Here is a 16018-nt window from a genome sequence, read left to right on the forward strand (position 1 = left end):
GGGCCCGCGCGCGAGGCGCGCGCCCCCGCGCCCCCCCCCCCCACCAGCCTACGTCGAGCCGCATCCAGAGGCATCCGGCAGTCCTGATGGACGGTCAGGTTCAGGGATGCTCGTTCGTGCGCCTGCCTGCCCTGTCACCCAAGGTGGTGAGGGTGTTCACCACCCGTGAGCCCAGTCGGGATCGTGCCTGCTCGCCGGGGACGACCTCCGGGGAGTCTCCGCGGGGCAGGAAGCGGCCAGCCAGCCCCATGGCCCGCAGGGTGACCTCGGGGGCCAAGCCGTGGACCCTGCTCGCCATCTGGCTGAGGGGCGAGATGAGGGCGATGGGCTTTCCGGCAAGTACCGCGTCCACCATCCGGCTCGCCGCACGCGTCGCGTCCATGGACAGCAGTGGCAGCGATGCGGCGGGGGCGAACCACGCGTACTGCCTGCGGGCGTCGCCGAAGAAGGATGCCTGGGTGTGCGAGCCGGTGCGCATCAGACCGGGAACGATGGTGGTGGCTGTGACACCCGTTCCGGCCAGCTCCGCGGACAGTCCCTCCGTCAGGCCCACCGCGCCGTACTTGGCCACTGAATAGGGCAGCAGGCGGGGTGGGCTGATCTTGCCGCCGATCGACGTGACCACCCCGAACCTGCCGTGTCCGCGCTGCGTCATGCGGGGGATCACGGCAAGCGAGAGATTGATCGGGCCCCACAACATGACATCGATCGCCTGCTCGAAGTGTTCATGGCGCGTCGCCTGCCAAGGGCCTACCTGGATGATGCCGGCCACGTGGATGGCCACCTCCACGGATCCCAGCTGCGCTTCCGTCCTCTCGACGAAGGTGGCCACCTGGGCCTGGTTGGCGACATCGCAGACCTGGGTGAGGACCGTGACCCCGGGGACCTGGGCCGTCAACTGCGCCGCCGCCCGTTCCAGGCTCTGCTCGTCGCGGGAACAGATGGCCAGATCATGCCCGCGTCGGCCGAGTTCGGTGGCAACCAGCAGGCCGAGGCCGCGCGAGGCCCCGGCAACCAAGGCGACGGGTCTGCCGGAGGGAGCGTTTGTTGGGACCATGCCTCAGACCTCCACGACGCCACTGGTGCCCGGCTCGGGGCGTTCGCCCTTCACCATGCTGGCGGCAACCTGCAGCAGGGTGCCTGCGGCGCTGGGGGTGTCCCAGTAACCGATGCTCTCCGCGTCAACGCGGATCAGCACCACCTTCGGGTCGGTGGGCTCGCACTGCATCCAGGCCTTGACGCCCGCATCCCACAGCTCCTCGATCTTGGCGGCGTCGCGCACCACGGTGGCCGTGCCGCTGACGGACAACTGGTCACCGTCGGTGAAGGCGAGATTGGCCCGGTTGTCGGCGGCGATCTGTACGGCCTTGTCGCTGTCGGCAGTGGCGAAGAACCAGAGGGTCGCGTCGTCGTCCACACGCTGCACCCCCATCGGGCGGGCCACGATTCGTTCTCCGTCCAACGTCGACATCATGGCGATGCGCTGCTTGCGCAGCATTTCCACCAGCTCGAGCTGGGTCTTGGTCTGGTCCTCGGCGCTCATTAGCTTTCCTCCTGTGCTGTGCTGTTTGGGTGCTCGAGACGGGCTGAGCAATGTCCTGCAAGACTTGTCCAGCAGGAATCCCTGGGCAAGAGATTTCGCCTGGCGAGTGAAGGATTTCGCTGTGGGCGTCCCTCGGTGCGCGTGAGAGAGTGGCCTGCAGGTGTCGATGGTGGCGTCGATGACGGGAGCGAGGATGGATCAGATGCACGGACAACTTGAGGCGGAGCAGTCCGCACGGGCCATGGTGGTGACCCGTGAGGTCCCCGTCACCGTGGAGGAGCTGTGGCGATGGATCACCGAGAGCGAGCGGACGGCCCAGTGGTACGGGCCGTGGCGCACGGCCGACGGCAGCCCCGCCACCGTGGGCACCGAGGTGCTGGTGACCATGAGCGAGGAGGAGCAGGCCCCGGAATCGGGCATGCGGGTGGAGGCCTGCGAAGGCCCCAGCCTGCTGCGGCTGGCCTCCACGGCACCGGCTCCCTTCGACTGGCGCCTCTCGCTGGAGTGCGCACCCGCGGGGTCCGGATCGACGGTCTCACTGCGGCACCACGCCATTCCCGAGGACATCCCGCTGGCCGATCTGGGGGCGGGCTGGGAGTTCTACCTGGAGCGGTTGGTGTGCGCGATCAGCGGCGCTGAGCCGCTCAGTTTCGAACAGTGCGTGGCGCGTTACGGACAGCAGTACGCAGCGCTCGCCTGAGGCAGCTCTTCCGCAACGTGAAAGGGCGGTGGCACCCGAAGGTGCCACCGCCCAGACCCATTTTTCGTGGGTCTCCCTCTGGGGTGGGGTCAGCGGAAGAAGCCGATCAGGCTCCTGATCAGCTCGGCGAACCAGTCGGCGCAACGCTCGACGGGGCCGGGCTTGGGGGCCGGAGTGGGCTCCGGCGTCGGGGTGGGCGTGGGAGTGGCCGTCTCGCTCGGCGTCGGTTCCGGCGCCGGCTGGCGAGTCGGCTCGGGCTCGGGTGCGCGCGTCGGTGTGGGCTCAGCCGTGGTACTCGGCTGCGGCGTCGGCGTGGCAGTCGGCGTCACGCTCGCCGTCGGCGAGGCGGTGGGTTCCGCGGTCGTCGAGGGGACAGGAGCGGGAGGCGTGCTCTGGCTGGGTTCCGGCGACGGAGTCGGGGTCGCGGTGGCCGTCGGTGCGGGGGCGGGCGAGCCGTCCGTGGCCGAGCGGAAGTCGATCTGGGCCGTGCGCGTCTGGCCGTTGACGGTGGCCGTGGCGGTGCCGGTGTAGTGCGCTCCCGGCGTCAGCGGCCGCAGCGGGATCACGAAGCCGCTGTCCTTGTTGGGCGTGATGCACACCGGCACGTCGACGCCGTTCTCCTTCAGTGTGGCCTGCCACCCCGTCGCGTTGGTGCCACGATCGCCCATACCGACGACGATGGGAAGGCCGTACTCGCGGCCGGTCTTGGCGGGGCAGTTGGCCACCGGATCGGGGATCTCGCCGCCCGAGTACTCGGTGAGGCTCTCCGCGCCCTTGGGCCAGACCTGCGGCCAGCTGCCCTGGGAGCCCGAGCCCGAGAGGTTGAGCGTGGCGTAGGTCATGCCGTCGCGGCCCTGGGCCAGACCGATGCCAACCTTGCTCAGGCTGGGGTGCAGCTGGTTCACCTGGTGGTAGGGGGCCGTGGCCCACTGCTCGATGAAGCCGACCTCGCTGGCATCGCGGCCATAGCTGGCGGCGACATTCTGCGCCCCGACGAGATCTCCGTGACCGATCTGGCCGCGGTTGGCCATCTGCTGGCTCCAGGACTGGGCGTGTGCGGTGAGCGTCGGGTCGATGGTCACGGGGCCAGCGCCGTACTGGGCGCGCATCTGGTTCAGCCGTGCCAGCCAGTCACCCTGCGCGCTGGCGGCGGGGCGAACGGTGCTGGACAGGGCGGGCATGGTGGGAGCGAGGGTTGCGAAGGACGGCTGCACGAGGCTGCCGGCGAGGAAGACACCGAGTGCGGCCGCACTGAGGCGACGGGACATGGGCATGGCAAGGCCTTTCACGGGCACCGAGGGGCCCGACTCCAAAGGGGGTGAGAGATGTCTGAAAGATTATTGAGACACTCTCAGCTATGGCCATGGACCTAGCCTTTTAGGGGACACATCCCTGTCACTGCAGGCGTTCTCGCGCGCTGTGCAGCCAATCTCCGGGCGGCATCGCCGCCCGCGGCATCACGTGCCGGGCGGCTCACTTGCCCTGGCGGTCACGCTCCGCCAGCTGCGCCAGCATCTCGTTGTAGGCGTCGTGCGAGTTGTCCGTGCCCTGGTCCACATGGCGGTCGAAGCGCGTCGCCTCCTTGCGGTCCTGCCGGGCCCACTGGGTGAGCAGCGCGACGAGCGCGATCACCAGTGGGAACTCACCGCCGGCCCACGCGATGGTGCCACCCACCCACTGGTCGTGCATCAAACCACGGGCCGCCATCCAGGGATGTCCGATGCTGTTCAGGAAGTCCTCGGCGTAGATCGTCTGCTTGGCCATCAGGATCACGCCGAAGAAGGCGTGGAAGGGCATCGCGCCAATGATCAGGGCCAGCTTGCCGATGTGCGGCAGGGGGTGCGGCGGCTGGTCGATGCCGATGATCAGGCTGTAGAAGACATAGCCGCTGATCAGGAAGTGCAGGAAGAAGAACTGGTGCATCCAGTGGTTCTGCAGGCTCGTGGTGAACAGGCTGGTCAGGTAGTAGACGTAGTAGGTGCCGGTCATGAAGACCAGCGCGATGATCGGGTGGTAGTTGAAGCGCAGGAAGCGCGACTGCATCGTCGTGCTCACCCATTCCCGCAGACCGGCGGCGTGCGCCTTGCCGCGGGCCGGGACGGCACGCAGCACCAGCGTGACGAAGCCGCCGAGGGTGAGGATCATCGCCGCCAGCATGTTGAGACCCAGATTGAGGAACATGTGCACGCTGAAGACCGCAGGGGCGTAACGGCCCACGCCCGAGCTGGTCAGGGCCACCACGATCGTCCAGCCGATCACCCAGGCGAAGGTGCGCGCCCAGTGCCACTGGTCGCCGCGCTGGTGCAGGCGGTGCACCAGCCACAGGTAGCTGCTCACCGCGGCAATGGCCAGCACCAGGAAGAACAGGTTCACCCGGCCGTTGGTCACCAGGTTCACCAGGGTGGGCCATTCCGCCACGGAGTGGCCGAAGGCGCGCACGTCGGCGGGAAGGTTGCTCTGGTCGACGTCCGGGACGGTGCGGAAGGCATTCGCGGCGGCGTACTGGCCCAGCAGGCCGATGGTGGCGGCCAGCAGCGAGACGACGGCCGAGCTGGACCACCAGCACAGTGCGGCCATCGCGACGGCGGCGCCGGCCCGCGCCAGGTGCCAACGGCCGTCGGCGTCCAGCAGGGCGGCGCCGGGCTGCTGGGTGATGATGACCGCGTCGCAGAGCACCACCAACAGGGAGGCGACCACCGAGAGGAAACGCATCCTGAAGCAGGCCACCTTGGAGGCGGCATCGTCGGGGGTGAGGAAGAAGCGGCAGGCCCAGGTGCCCGCGAGCACGGTGAACGCGACCGCGCCCATCATCCGGGCATCGCCCACCAGGTCATGGTTCTGGGCGATGACCTTCTCCGTGGCGGCGATCGGCGCGATGAGGGCGATGGCCTGCAGCGTCAGGGCGTAGAGGGCGCTCTCCCAGCGCTTGTAGAAGGTGAGCAGTGCGCTCAACAGGCCCGCACCGGCGGCGATGCACCAGGCGAGCGGCTCCCCATGGCCGAAGCTGTCGACATTGGTCAGAGTGGCCATCATCACGCACGCACCGGCCCCGACGATCGACGAGAGGCGCGCCAGGGGCAGTGCCCGATCCCCCACCAGCATCAGTCTGTTCTCGCCGCGGCGCGGGCGGATGAAGGCGGCCGTCGTCCAGGCGCCCATCGTGACCGAGGCGGTGATCCAGACCAGCAGGTCGACGGCGAACTGGGTGTTGAGAAGCACTGTTTCCTCCGGAAGCCCGCTCCGTGGATCGCAGCGGTGCCTCAACGATATGACCTGCCGACGCGGTCCCCAAGCCATGGTCCGGAGGGCGGGGAGGCCGGTGCCCGTGGGTCGGGAAGAATGGTGGCATGAGCTCAGTCCCCACTCTGGTGGGTCGATCCCGCTGGCTGGTTCCCGCGACCCTTGGGTTTTCCTTCCTGGCCAATGACGGCGAGGAATGGTTCACGATGGTCCCCACGCTCGGTGAGACGCTGTCGCGGCTGCCCACCGGCCTGCCGCACCCCCGATGGCTCGACGACGTGGACCAGACCCATGCCCGGGTCGGTATCGCCTTCATGGGCCTCCCGGAGGTCGCGAGGACACTGGCGCGTTGGTACCAGCGGCTGGGGGCATGATCGGCGGGTAGCACAAGTGCTACCTATGTCGCATGAGCGAGGTTGGGCTGCGTGAGCTGAGGCAGAATGCGTCAGCTCTGGTACGACGCGTCGAGGAGGGTGAAGAAATCACCATCACCGTTGCGGGTCGCCCCAGCGCGAGACTGGTAGCGCCTCAGCCGGCTCGTTGGCGCCGGTGGCGTGAGATCGAGGATTTGTTCGCCGGTCCTGCTGATCCAGAGTGGGCAATCGACCGTTCCCAGCTTGAGGATGGGCTGCGCGATCCTTGGGAATCCAGGTGACAACGACTGAGCGGGGCATCCTGGACACAAGCGTCGTGATCGCCAGCGACGTGGAGCCACTGCCGGCGTTGCTGTCGATCAGCGCCGTCACCCTGGCGGAGCTGCACTTCGGCGTGCTGGTGGCACGCTCGCCGCAAGCGCGGGCGGAACGCCTGCGCAGGCTCAGCATCCTGCAGAGGCGCTTCGATGCGCTGCCGGTGGATGAGAACGTGGCCGCGAGCTACGGTCAGCTGGCCGCAGCGGTCGTCGCCACTGGGCGGCAGCCGCGGGCGAGGTCGATGGACCTGCTGATCGCCGCGACCGCGCACGCCCATGACGCCGTGGTCTACACACGCAATCCAGGTGATTTCATCGGCTTGGAGGCCCTGGTGGAAGTCCGCTCGGCCTGAACGGCCCTGCCCGCGCGCGGCAGAGTCGGATGTTCAATCGGCGACTAGTTCCACTTCGAAGCCTTCGGCGTTCTCAATGAACAACGCGCTGTGGTTGGGACCGCCCGCATGTGGGTAGCGCTCTGTGAACATCTCCCGCCAGCCGTGCTGGTCGACCTCTGCTCGCAGGCGATCGAGGTGTTCCCGATCGTCCACGCGGAGGGCGAGGTGGTTGAGGCCAGCTCGGGTGCGCTCTTGAGATCCCGAGACATCGGGTGACTGTTCCAGGACCAGGTAGACCCCGCTGGGGTGGTGCCAGATGCGACCTGCTGTCCATGCGGGGTCATGGTCCGGGCTCCAATCGAGCGAGGTGAGGAGCCAATCGAAAGAGGACGCCGTCTGTTCCACATTCGTGGTCCAGAGCTCGATGTGGTGCACGACGTTCCTCATGCCATCACTGTAGCCCGCGAGGCGTTGTCGAGACCTGCGGCAGATCCGGTTGTCAGTCGGCGTAAATCGTCGACCGGTGTCCGAGATCGAGGGCGATGATGACAACGTCGCCTCGCCGAATGTCGAGGACCACCCGGTAATCACCGATGCGGAGTCGCCAGAGCCCAGCGAGGGGACCGGTCAACGCCTTGCAGGAGGCTGTGGGGTCGTCCAGTGTCGCAAGACGTTCCACCCCGTCGAAGATCCGTCGGGCCACGGGCTTGTCGAGCTTGCGTATCGCCTTGGCGGCGCGTGGCGCGTATTCAACCTTCCAGCTCATGAGAAGAGCTCGGCCGCCAGGTCGTCGCTGGAGATGGTCCCAAGATCACCACGACGGATCGCCTCGGCCTCACCGCGCAGCTGGTAGGCATACTCCAGCTCGTCGAGATGTTGCAGAAGGGCCTCGCGGACGTAGTAGGCGGCAGGTCGTCCAGTGGACGCGCTGAGGGCGTCCAGGCGATCCTTCACCTCGGCATCGACGCGGATGCTCACCACGGCTGTAGACATGTATACAGCGTAGGCGACACCTGCCCCCGGGGGCAATCCGCGAACCCGCGCTACTCGGCGGATCAGTCGCCTTGCGCCTGGAGGATCGCGGTAGATCAGGTCGTCAGCTGTAGTGGAAGCGTGCCTGCAGGATGATCAGGTCGTCGCCGTCCACGAGGTAGACCAGTCGGTGCTCCTCGGTGATGCGGCGCGACCACGCGCCGGCGAGCATGTGGCGTAGGGGTTCCGGTTTGCCGATGCCTGATGTGGGGTCGCGAAGCGCGTCATCGATCAGGCGGTTGATGCGCTTGAGGTTCTGCCGGTCAGCGCTCAGCCAGTAGGTGTAATCGGCCCAACCGTTGGGGGTGAAGACGAGCCTCATCGTTCGAGGTCGTGCTGTTCGCGCTGACCGGCGCGGGCCTGCTGGAGGCTCTCGAGCAGGTGGCGAGCGTTGGCGGGGACGCGGAGCAGGTGAGCTGTCTCCTCCAGGGCGTCGTAGTCAGCTCGGGACATGAGGACTGCGTCTCCGTTGCGCGAGGTGATCTCGACGGGCGCGCGGTCCTCGTTGACCTGCTGGATCAGCGGGAACAGGTTCTTGCGGGCCTCGGTGGCTGTGACGGCCATGGCGCCTCCTTCGACTTGTACTGGATCTGGTACCAGTATGCATGGAGAGAGCGGCGTTCCCAAACGAGCGCACATCGGCAGATGATCTATGTCACGCGCACCAGGTGGAGGCTGCCTAGGGCCTCGGAGGAGCTGTTCCAGCGCGGTCGGGCGTGATGTTGAGCGGACCAGACTCAAGTGTCATTTTGGAGCGTTCAACACCCCCCGTTGGTGTCATCGAGTGTCATTTCCGCGGATTTGGTGGCATTTCGGCCGTCGCCGGACAACAACCTCAACCACACATTGAGAGTTATCCACAGGTTTGTCCACGGGTGGGGACAACTACATGGATGGAATTCCACAGCTGTGAGTAACCCTGTGGACAAGTCAGCGCTAGTCAGGTGGACATCGGGGCTGTGGATCGCCATTCACGCCTGTGGAGGCGGCTGTTGGTCAAGTTGGGAATCGAGGGTTTGGTCGAGAGTTGCGCACCGGCTGGGAGCTTTGTGTGGACAACGCTGTGGTATAGATCATCCGTCATAGATTGTGGGTGGGGCTGTGCGTGCGGCGTCGGGCCACTGTGGGTGCGCCCGGACCTTCACTCCACAAGGAAAGTTTCCTCGTGAACAAGGCGAACCGCCCCGTCCCGCAAGGGGATGGGGCGGTTCGGAATACCCACAACGGGCCACGAGCCCTGTGGATGGCGGTCCAGGGGCCCGCTGATCACGTCAGGGGCGGCCGGCAGCCGTCGGTCAGCGGCCGCTGGCCAGCAGGTCGCGGGTGACCTCGGCATGGCCCAGGTGCTGACAGACCTCCTCGAAGACGTGCATCAGCACGCCGTGGCAGCTCACCAGCCATGGCTCGATGCGCCCGGCCGGCTTGTTGGCGGGCACCGCGTGGTCGTCGACGGAGCGCACATCGGTCTCGAAGCGCTCGCGCTCGACGGCCGCGCGCTCCAGCAGTTCCGCGACGGAACCGGAGGCGGAGAACTCGCCCTCGCGGTCACGCTCCACCTCGACGCCACGGTTGGTGGTGCAGCTCCAGTAGCGCATCATCCCCAACACGTGGGTGCCGATCCCGTACAGCGAGTTGGCCCCTTCCAGATCCGGTCGACGGTTGGCGGTCTCGTCGTCGACTCCACCGATCAGGGCGAAGAGTTCGTCGAACTTGCCCAGGGTGAACTCGAGCAGGATCCGGTCTGTGGCCATGGGGGTGTGCTCCTTGTGGTCTTCAGCTGTCGCGAGGTGGTCTTCAACTGCGACGACGTGGTCATCAACTGTGGCGGCGAAGTGCTCTCAGACGGGCGGCGTACGCCTTGGTGGCCTCGCCGCAGACCGCTCTCAGCGCGGGTGCCATGTTACGTGGATCGTAGTTGGCCGTGGGTCCCGACACCGACATTGCGGCCACCGGGGCCCCCGTCGGAGACATGATGGGCGCGGCGACGCAGACCAGCCCCATCCGGATCTCCTCCCTGTCGTAGGCCACTCCCTCGGTCCGGACGCGGGCCAAATCCTCGCGCAGCGCCCCGGGATTCGTGATGGTCCGGGCCGTCCAAGGAGCGAGATCGCCAGCCAGGATCTGGTCGGCCAGCGCGGGATTGTAGGCGATCATCGCCTTGCCGACGGCGGTGCAGTAGGCGGGAATCCTGCCGCCGATGCGCGAGGGAGCGGGCACGTGCTGCAGTCCGTGGAGCTTGTTCAGGTAGACCACATTGGGACCGTCCAGCACTGCCAGGTGCACCGTCTGACGCGTCCGCTCGTACAGGTGGGCCAGGAAGGGGGTGAACGTGTCGCGCACCAGGTCCGTCTCCGGCATTGTCACCGGGGCAGCCAGCTCGTGCAGCATCGGGCCCAGCCGATAGTTGGTTCCTGCGCGCTCCACGGCGCCATTGCGCTCCAGCGTACCCAGCAGTCGGAAGGCCGTCGACTTGCTCAGGTCGGCCCGTCGGGCGAGCTCACTGACGCCCACTCCCACCGCCGCGTCATTGCCGAATGCGGTCAGCAGGGCCAAAGCCTTGTCCACAGCCGTCCTGGTGTCGCGCTCACCGGTCGCCATTGTCTGCTCCTCCCAGGCGTGTCGTCCTCGACGTGCCCGTCCCATCGATCCTAGTCCGCGCGTCGTGGCTTGTCAGGGTGCCTCGATGCGGGACGTCCCCCGGAGCCTGACGGCACCGGGGGACGCGAATCGTCACATCACTGAGGATCAGTGAATCACGAGATCGTCGACGAAGAAGTTCGTCGCGAAGACCCAGTCCTCCGACGAGCTGAGCTCCAGCGTGACGGTCTTTCCAGCCCAGGCGGAGATGTCAGCGGTCTGCTGCATCCAGCGGCCCTGACCGGTGCGGTTCGAGGCGCTGGCGATCTCCTGGCCATCGATCCGGACGCGCAGCAGGTCCACCGAGCGGAAGTGGATCTCCCGGCCGGTCACCTGCAGCCAGTACTCCAGCGTGGTGGCATCCGCGGGGATGGTCACCTGCTGGGTGACGGTGCGCGACTCGGGGCGACCCTTGCCGCCCAGCCACAGGACACCCTTGCCCGAATGGGCGGGAGCCTGACCGCTGGTGGTGATGGCGCCGGTGGGATCATCCCAGCCAGCGGCCTCCTCGAAGCCGCCATTGGACAGGACACCGACGGTCTCCTCGGGAACCGGGATGCGGACCGGGTCAGGCGACGGAGTGGGCGTCGGGGTGCTGGTGGGCGACGTGGTTGCCGTCGGGGTGCTCGTCGGCGTTGCGGTCGGGTACGGAGCCGGGTAGCGCGTCGGGTACGGCGCGGGGTAGCGCGTCGGCGTGGCAGTGGGCGAGACGCTCGGCTGCGGCGTGGCGGTCGGCGACGTGATCGGCTCCGGGTAGCGGGTCGGCGCGGGCTCCGGGGTCGGGGTCGTGCTGGGGGTCGGGGAGGCCGTCGGCTGCGGGGCGGGGGCGCCATTGGCGACCGCCTTCACCGCTGCCGTGGCGTCCACCAGGCCAGCTCCGCAACCCACGGTGCAACCGCCGGGCAGCGGACGAGCCGTGTCCTTCAGCGTCTGCTCGATCTGCGCGGGGGTCAGGCCGGGATTGGCCGACTTCATCAGCGCCACCACACCGGCGACGTGCGGCGAGGCCATGCTGGTGCCCTGCATGAAGTCGTAGGAACCAGAGGTGGGCTTGCGGTCACCGGCATTGACGGTGGACAGCACGCCGGCCTCGCGGCCCAGCTGGGTGTTGCCGCCGGGGGCGGTGACGTCGATCGTGCGGCCGTAGTTGGAGTAGTAGGCCAGGTTGCCGTCCGGTCCTACCGAGGCCACGTTGATCACATTGCTGCAGTTGGCCGGGCTGACCACCGAGGCATCGCGGTTCTCATTGCCGGCGGCCACGACGATGCTGACGCCCTTGCGGGTCAGCGTGTTGATCGCATCCTGGAAGGCGCCGGCGCAGCTGCCGTCGCCGCCCAGGCTCATGTTGATGACGCTGGCGGGATTGGGGTTCGCGGGCACGCCATCCACGCGCTCGCCACCCGACCAGAGCATCGCGTCGATGATGTCGGAGGTGAAGCCGCCGCAGTGGCCCAGGGCGCGCGCCATGAAGACGTCGGCGTCGCCGGCCACACCAGCCACGCCGGTGCCGTTGTTGGTCTTGGCGGCGATCGTGCCGGCCACGTGGGTGCCGTGCCAGGACGACGGAAGGAAGCGTCCGGTGGGATTGCAGCGGGTGTCGGTGGCCTCGCTCCAGTCACCGGCATCGGTCGGGTCGGCATCCCGCCCGTCGCCGTCACGGGCGCGGGTTGGGTCGCTGGCGAAGTCGTAGCCGGTGGCCGGGGTCAGGTCCGGGTGCTGCGTGATGCCGCTGTCCACGACGCCGACCGTGACGCCCTTGCCGGTGGCGATGTCCAGCGCGCCGGGCAGGCGAATGCTGGTGGAGTCATCGGTGTAGTGCCACTGCTGACCCGTCATCGGGTCGCTGGGCGTGCCGGTGGCGTACATGATGCGGTCCACCTCGACGCGCGCGACGCCCTCCTGCTGCTGCATCTGGGTCAGGAACTCGCCCACCTTGTCCGCGGGGACGGGCTCGTCGAGGCGCAGCACGCTGGCGCCGCTGGCCAGCGTGCGGCTGCCGTAGAGCTTGCGGTCGTAGCGCTCGATGATGCCGTCGACGCGCGACGTGCGAGTCTGCTCGTCGCTGGTGCGCATGGTGCTGTCATAGGTGACGATGAACTGGGTGGCGTTGGCCTCGGCTGCACTGGCCGGGGCGCTGGGCGAAGCCGTCTCGGCGAGGGCGGGCGTGGTGCTGGCGAGGGAACTCGCCAGTAGCGCGCCGCCCAGTGCCAGGGCCACCGTGCTGCGGGTGCGGAACATGGTTGGTGCCTTTCGATCCACGTGGGGAGCGGAAGCCCCCGGGAACGGGAGCGTGGACACCATAACTGAGAATTTACTGTTGGTTTTGTGAACATAGTTAATGTAAAACTATGAATCACGACAGATTCTTTTGTTTTCCCCTTGGTGGTTGAGATTCACGATTCACCGGACTCTGGGCTCTTTCACGGTGAATTTCACACCAATTGCCGCTTGGTAAGGCAAGAGAGTGCTGAAAGCTACGTTCTGACTGTGGTCAGGGCTGGGACGAGCGCCGGTGGCTCAGGACGTTACCCGTGGCGCGTGATGGCCACTCAAGTCCCGTGAATTGTGGACACGGAAATTTCCGGAAAACCGAGGTCTCTTTGGTTGTGGGGACGTGGATCGGCCCTCGCGACGGGTGCGCGAGGGCCGAGACGTGGTGGGGATCAGGAGGTCCAGACCGGATCCCCGATGGACTCCGTCAGGAGGTCCAGGCTGGATCCCTGATGGACTCCGTCAGGAGGTCCAGGCTGGATCCCCGATGGACTCCGTCAGGAGGTCCAGGCTGGATCCCTGTGTGATTCCACCGACATGTCGTCGAGCGACTGGTCCATGTCCAGGGCGGGATGGGCAGAGCGGGGGTAGGAGACGGGCTTGGCGGGTACCCCGGCCACCGTCGTGTGCGGCGGCACGTCGTGCAGCACCACGGAACCGGAGCCGATCTTGGCGCCCTCGCCCACCTTGATGTTGCCGAGCACCTTGGCGCCAGCGCCGATCATCACGCCTCGGCCGATCTTGGGGTGGCGGTCTCCACCGATCTTGCCGGTGCCGCCCAGGGTCACCTCGTGCAGCATCGAGAAGTCGTCCTCGATCACGGCGGTCTCGCCGATCACGACGCTGGTGGCATGGTCGAACATCAGGCCCTTGCCCAGACGAGCACCCGGGTGGATGTCCACGGCGAAGACCTCTGAGATGCGGCTCTGCAGGAACAGGGCCAGCGCGAACCGCTGCTGCTCCCAGTAGTAGTGGCTCACCCGGTGGGCCTGGATGGCGTGGAATCCCTTGAAGTACAGCAGTGGCTGCGAGTAACCGCGGCAGGCCGGGTCGCGCGTCGCGATGGCCTGCAGATCGGCCAGCACCGACGTGATGATGCCGTCGTTCTCGGCGAAGACAGGCTGCAGCAGGTCGCGCAGGGTCAGGGCGGTGACCGTCGGACTCTCCAGCTTGCTGGCCAGCAGGTAGCTAAGCGAATCGGCGAGCGACTCATGGCCCAGGATGACCGTGTTCAGGAAGCCGGCCAGGGCGGGCTCGGCGACGGAGTCCGACTCCGCCTCGGCGCGGATGCGGTCCCAGATGGCGTCGTCGGCCACGGGTGTCAGGTAGTGCGGAGTGCTCCCGACGGGGGTGGGCTGGGCGCTGCGAATCATGGGGGCCTCTCGATCAGGGGCTGGGGACGTCACCGGGTACAACGCTTCCAGTGACCCGCTGCATTCCCGGCGGCGTGTTGAAGAAGCGCGGGGAAGGCTCCCGGGAGGGGTCGTCGTCGGCCCGGTGATGGTGGGACAGTGCGCGATGGTGGGACAGTGGAAGGCATGACCGAGGAGATGGTGACCCTCTACGACGCCGACGCGCAGCCATGCGGGGTGGCGCCCAGATCACGTGTGCGCCGCGAGAACCTCCGGCACGGTGGCACGGGAATCCTGGTCAGCAACGGTGCCGGGCAGGTCTACGTGCACCGGCGCACCACCAGCAAGGACGTCTACCCGGGCTACTACGACATGGGGGCGGGCGGAATGATGTCCGCCGGAGAGGAGCCCTTGGAATCCGCCCGGCGGGAGCTGGCCGAGGAACTCGGCATCACGGGTGTGGAATTGCGCCTGCTCGGTGAGGGCGACTACCGCGACGACCGGCTCGACCTGCATGCCTGGCTCTTCCACGTCGTGTGGGACGGTCCGGTGCAGCACCAGGCCAGCGAAGTGGCCTGGGGTGGCTGGATGGGCGTCGACGAATTGCAGCAGCTGATCGACGACCCGGAGCGCCCGGTGATGCCGGATGCCGTGGCGCTGTGGCGCAGCGTGGGGTGGTTGGAGGCGGTGCGGGCGGGGCAACAGGTCTGAGCGGGCTGGCTGCTGCGCCGCGCGGGCTCAGGCCTCGGCCCCGGCCAGCGGCCCCTGGAAACGATCATCCACGACGCCGGTTTCCGGCGACGCCAGCGCCAGGGCGATGCGCATCATCGCCTGTGAGAGCAGGGCTTCCGGATCCTCGTCGGATCCCTTGGGGAGCAGGAGTCGGACCATCACCTCCGTGTCCAGGGCGCTGGACCCGTGGCGGGCCATCGAGCGCTGGCCGGCCACCTGCCAGCTGCTGCCCGTGGGGAGCTCGTCGGCGTCCGTGGCGAAGGCCAGCAGCTCGTCGAGCGTGAAGTCCGCGCTGGCGAGTCGCGGATCGGCCGTGACGGGAACCGGGCTGTGCAGCACGACCGAATCGGCCGTGAGGGTGTGGGCGTTGAACGCGATGGTCATGCCACCATCCTGCCGGGTTGGCTGAGGATGGCGCCCCGGAGGGGTCCTCACGAGCCGGCCGGGGGTTCAATGGGGAACCATGAGTGAGCATCTGGTGGCCGTGCTGGGGCGTGGCGTCGTCCCGGCCGATGAACCCGTCATCCATCCCGACGACCTGGGCTTTGCCCGCGGCGACGGATGCTTCGACTCCGCCCGCTTGGTGTGCGACGAATCCGGCGCCCGCGTGGTGAACCTCGACGAGCACCTGGACCGGCTCGCGGTCTCCGCCGCCCGGATGGAGATCGACGGACCCCCACGCGAAGCCTGGCAGGCGCTCGTCGACGAAGCCCTGGCGCAGTGGCACGTGCCGGGCGAGGGGACCATGAAATTCGTGCTGACGCGCGGCCGGGAATGGTATCCAGACCACGGATCCCTGGCCCTGCTGACCATCACGCAGAAGAAGGCGGCGACGGTGCGGACCTCGGCCGGTGGAGGGCAGGTGGTTCGCGGGCTCCGGGCCGTCACATTGTCCACCGGCCGCCCGTCGGATGCCTTCGCCGAGGCCCCCTGGCTGCTGGGGGGTGTGAAGACGCTCAGCTATGTGGTCAACATCGCGGCTGCCCGGGAGGCCCGGCGTCGCGGGGCGGACGACGCGATCTTCGTCACCACCGACGGGTATGCGTTGGACGGCCCCACTTCTGGACTCATCGTCGTCAGCGACGGGGTGATGCGCACCGCTCCCACGGGGGCCACCGGGATCCTCGCGTCCGTGACTGTCGACGAGATCATGGCCGCGGCCCGCGCCGACGGGATGCAGGCCCGCGGGGAACTCGTGCCGGTGGGTGAGCTGTTCACGGCCGACGGTGTCTGGCTGGTCAGCTCCAGCCGTGGGCCGTCGCCGATCGTCGAGCTGGATGGCACTCCGCTGGCCGTGGATCCGGAGCTCACGGCCAGGGTGGCCCGGATGGCCGGATTCTGATCCGGCTGCGGCGGGGCAGGTGATCGTGCCTGCCGCAGGGGCCGCCTGGGTTCGCGCGGGTTTGGGCTGGATGCGCGGGTTTGGTGGTCCTCCCAGTGCCCCCGCGTGGGTTTGGTGGCCTCGCGTGCGCTGCAGCGCACGCG

Annotated in this window: 20 protein-coding genes; 6 read left to right on the plus strand and 14 right to left on the minus strand. The window is 67.8% G+C overall.

The genetic code is table 11. The features are described from left to right. Window positions 1-100: 100 nt before the first annotated feature. Together ACTQ49_RS14370 and ACTQ49_RS14375 are read right to left on the minus strand one after the other, a co-directional pair. Entirely contained in the window at window positions 101-1057 is a 957-nt protein-coding gene (locus ACTQ49_RS14370) for an SDR family NAD(P)-dependent oxidoreductase (protein WP_441828523.1), read from the minus strand. Between the two features lie 3 nt (window positions 1058-1060). Next, the gene (locus ACTQ49_RS14375; RefSeq protein ID WP_441828524.1) at window positions 1061-1543 is read right to left on the minus strand and encodes a pyridoxamine 5'-phosphate oxidase family protein; all 483 of its coding nucleotides are present in this window, start codon (window positions 1541-1543) and stop codon (window positions 1061-1063) included. A 202-nt stretch (window positions 1544-1745) separates the two neighbouring features. Between ACTQ49_RS14375 and ACTQ49_RS14380 the strand changes: the two genes are divergently transcribed. Beyond that, a complete protein-coding gene (locus ACTQ49_RS14380) occupies window positions 1746-2243 on the plus strand; it encodes an SRPBCC domain-containing protein (protein ID WP_441828525.1) in 498 nt (165 codons plus the stop codon). Window positions 2244-2332: 89 nt separating this feature from the next. Here the strand turns inward: ACTQ49_RS14380 and ACTQ49_RS14385 are convergent, their stop codons facing one another. Further along, window positions 2333-3517, minus strand: coding sequence for a CAP domain-containing protein (locus tag ACTQ49_RS14385; RefSeq protein ID WP_441828526.1), 1185 nt, complete (start codon window positions 3515-3517; stop codon window positions 2333-2335). A gap of 199 nt (window positions 3518-3716) precedes the next feature. After that, window positions 3717-5462 (minus strand): cytochrome c oxidase assembly protein, encoded by a 1746-nt coding sequence (locus ACTQ49_RS14390; RefSeq protein ID WP_441828527.1) that lies wholly within the window; start codon window positions 5460-5462, stop codon window positions 3717-3719. 128 nt (window positions 5463-5590) lie between these two features. On the opposite strand from ACTQ49_RS14390, the gene ACTQ49_RS14395 reads away from it, so the two are divergent. The 3 genes from ACTQ49_RS14395 to ACTQ49_RS14405 are packed head-to-tail and all read left to right on the plus strand — an operon-like array spanning window position 5591 to window position 6527. Next, window positions 5591-5857 carry a hypothetical protein gene (locus tag ACTQ49_RS14395; RefSeq protein ID WP_441828528.1) on the plus strand — a complete coding sequence of 89 codons (267 nt, stop codon included), beginning with the start codon at window positions 5591-5593 and terminating at the stop codon, window positions 5855-5857. Between the two features lie 32 nt (window positions 5858-5889). Then, window positions 5890-6138, plus strand: a complete 249-nt coding sequence (locus ACTQ49_RS14400; protein WP_441828529.1) for a type II toxin-antitoxin system Phd/YefM family antitoxin — start codon at window positions 5890-5892, stop codon at window positions 6136-6138. Continuing rightward, window positions 6135-6527, plus strand: coding sequence for a type II toxin-antitoxin system VapC family toxin (locus tag ACTQ49_RS14405; protein WP_441828530.1), 393 nt, complete (start codon window positions 6135-6137; stop codon window positions 6525-6527). Before ACTQ49_RS14400 ends, ACTQ49_RS14405 begins: the two co-directional genes overlap by 4 nt. Before the next feature lie 33 nt (window positions 6528-6560). On the opposite strand, the gene ACTQ49_RS14410 is transcribed toward ACTQ49_RS14405, so the two are convergent. The 9 genes from ACTQ49_RS14410 to cysE form a co-directional block, all read right to left on the minus strand. Next, complete coding sequence (locus ACTQ49_RS14410) at window positions 6561-6956, minus strand: VOC family protein (RefSeq protein ID WP_441828531.1); 396 nt, start codon at window positions 6954-6956, stop codon at window positions 6561-6563. Window positions 6957-7008: 52 nt separating this feature from the next. Further along, window positions 7009-7275 carry a type II toxin-antitoxin system RelE family toxin gene (locus tag ACTQ49_RS14415; RefSeq protein ID WP_441828532.1) on the minus strand — a complete coding sequence of 89 codons (267 nt, stop codon included), beginning with the start codon at window positions 7273-7275 and terminating at the stop codon, window positions 7009-7011. Then, complete coding sequence (gene relB, locus ACTQ49_RS14420) at window positions 7272-7502, minus strand: type II toxin-antitoxin system RelB family antitoxin (RefSeq protein WP_441828533.1); 231 nt, start codon at window positions 7500-7502, stop codon at window positions 7272-7274. The genes ACTQ49_RS14415 and relB overlap by 4 nt, the downstream gene beginning before the upstream one ends. 103 nt (window positions 7503-7605) lie before the next feature. After that, window positions 7606-7863 (minus strand): Txe/YoeB family addiction module toxin, encoded by a 258-nt coding sequence (locus tag ACTQ49_RS14425; protein ID WP_441828534.1) that lies wholly within the window; start codon window positions 7861-7863, stop codon window positions 7606-7608. Further along, the gene (locus ACTQ49_RS14430) at window positions 7860-8105 is read right to left on the minus strand and encodes a type II toxin-antitoxin system Phd/YefM family antitoxin (RefSeq protein ID WP_441828535.1); all 246 of its coding nucleotides are present in this window, start codon (window positions 8103-8105) and stop codon (window positions 7860-7862) included. Before ACTQ49_RS14430 ends, ACTQ49_RS14425 begins: the two co-directional genes overlap by 4 nt. A 731-nt stretch (window positions 8106-8836) precedes the next feature. Next, window positions 8837-9292, minus strand: coding sequence for a mycothiol transferase (locus ACTQ49_RS14435; protein ID WP_441828536.1), 456 nt, complete (start codon window positions 9290-9292; stop codon window positions 8837-8839). A gap of 64 nt (window positions 9293-9356) precedes the next feature. Continuing rightward, window positions 9357-10139 (minus strand): IclR family transcriptional regulator, encoded by a 783-nt coding sequence (locus ACTQ49_RS14440; RefSeq protein ID WP_441828537.1) that lies wholly within the window; start codon window positions 10137-10139, stop codon window positions 9357-9359. A 147-nt stretch (window positions 10140-10286) separates the two neighbouring features. After that, on the minus strand, window positions 10287-12416 hold the full coding sequence (locus ACTQ49_RS14445) for a S8 family serine peptidase (RefSeq protein WP_441828538.1): 2130 nt from the start codon (window positions 12414-12416) through the stop codon (window positions 10287-10289). Between the two features lie 530 nt (window positions 12417-12946). Continuing rightward, entirely contained in the window at window positions 12947-13822 is an 876-nt protein-coding gene (gene cysE, locus ACTQ49_RS14450; RefSeq protein ID WP_441828539.1) for a serine O-acetyltransferase, read from the minus strand. 165 nt (window positions 13823-13987) lie between these two features. Between cysE and ACTQ49_RS14455 the strand changes: the two genes are divergently transcribed. Then, window positions 13988-14512, plus strand: coding sequence for an NUDIX hydrolase (locus ACTQ49_RS14455; protein WP_441828540.1), 525 nt, complete (start codon window positions 13988-13990; stop codon window positions 14510-14512). A gap of 27 nt (window positions 14513-14539) precedes the next feature. Here the strand turns inward: ACTQ49_RS14455 and ACTQ49_RS14460 are convergent, their stop codons facing one another. Continuing rightward, complete coding sequence (locus ACTQ49_RS14460) at window positions 14540-14917, minus strand: hypothetical protein (protein WP_441828541.1); 378 nt, start codon at window positions 14915-14917, stop codon at window positions 14540-14542. 79 nt (window positions 14918-14996) lie between these two features. On the opposite strand from ACTQ49_RS14460, the gene ACTQ49_RS14465 reads away from it, so the two are divergent. After that, entirely contained in the window at window positions 14997-15875 is an 879-nt protein-coding gene (locus tag ACTQ49_RS14465; RefSeq protein ID WP_441828542.1) for an aminodeoxychorismate lyase, read from the plus strand. Window positions 15876-16018: the final 143 nt, after the last annotated feature.

The organism is Luteococcus sp. Sow4_B9 (assembly GCF_052116585.1).
GTDB lineage: Bacteria > Actinomycetota > Actinomycetes > Propionibacteriales > Propionibacteriaceae > Luteococcus.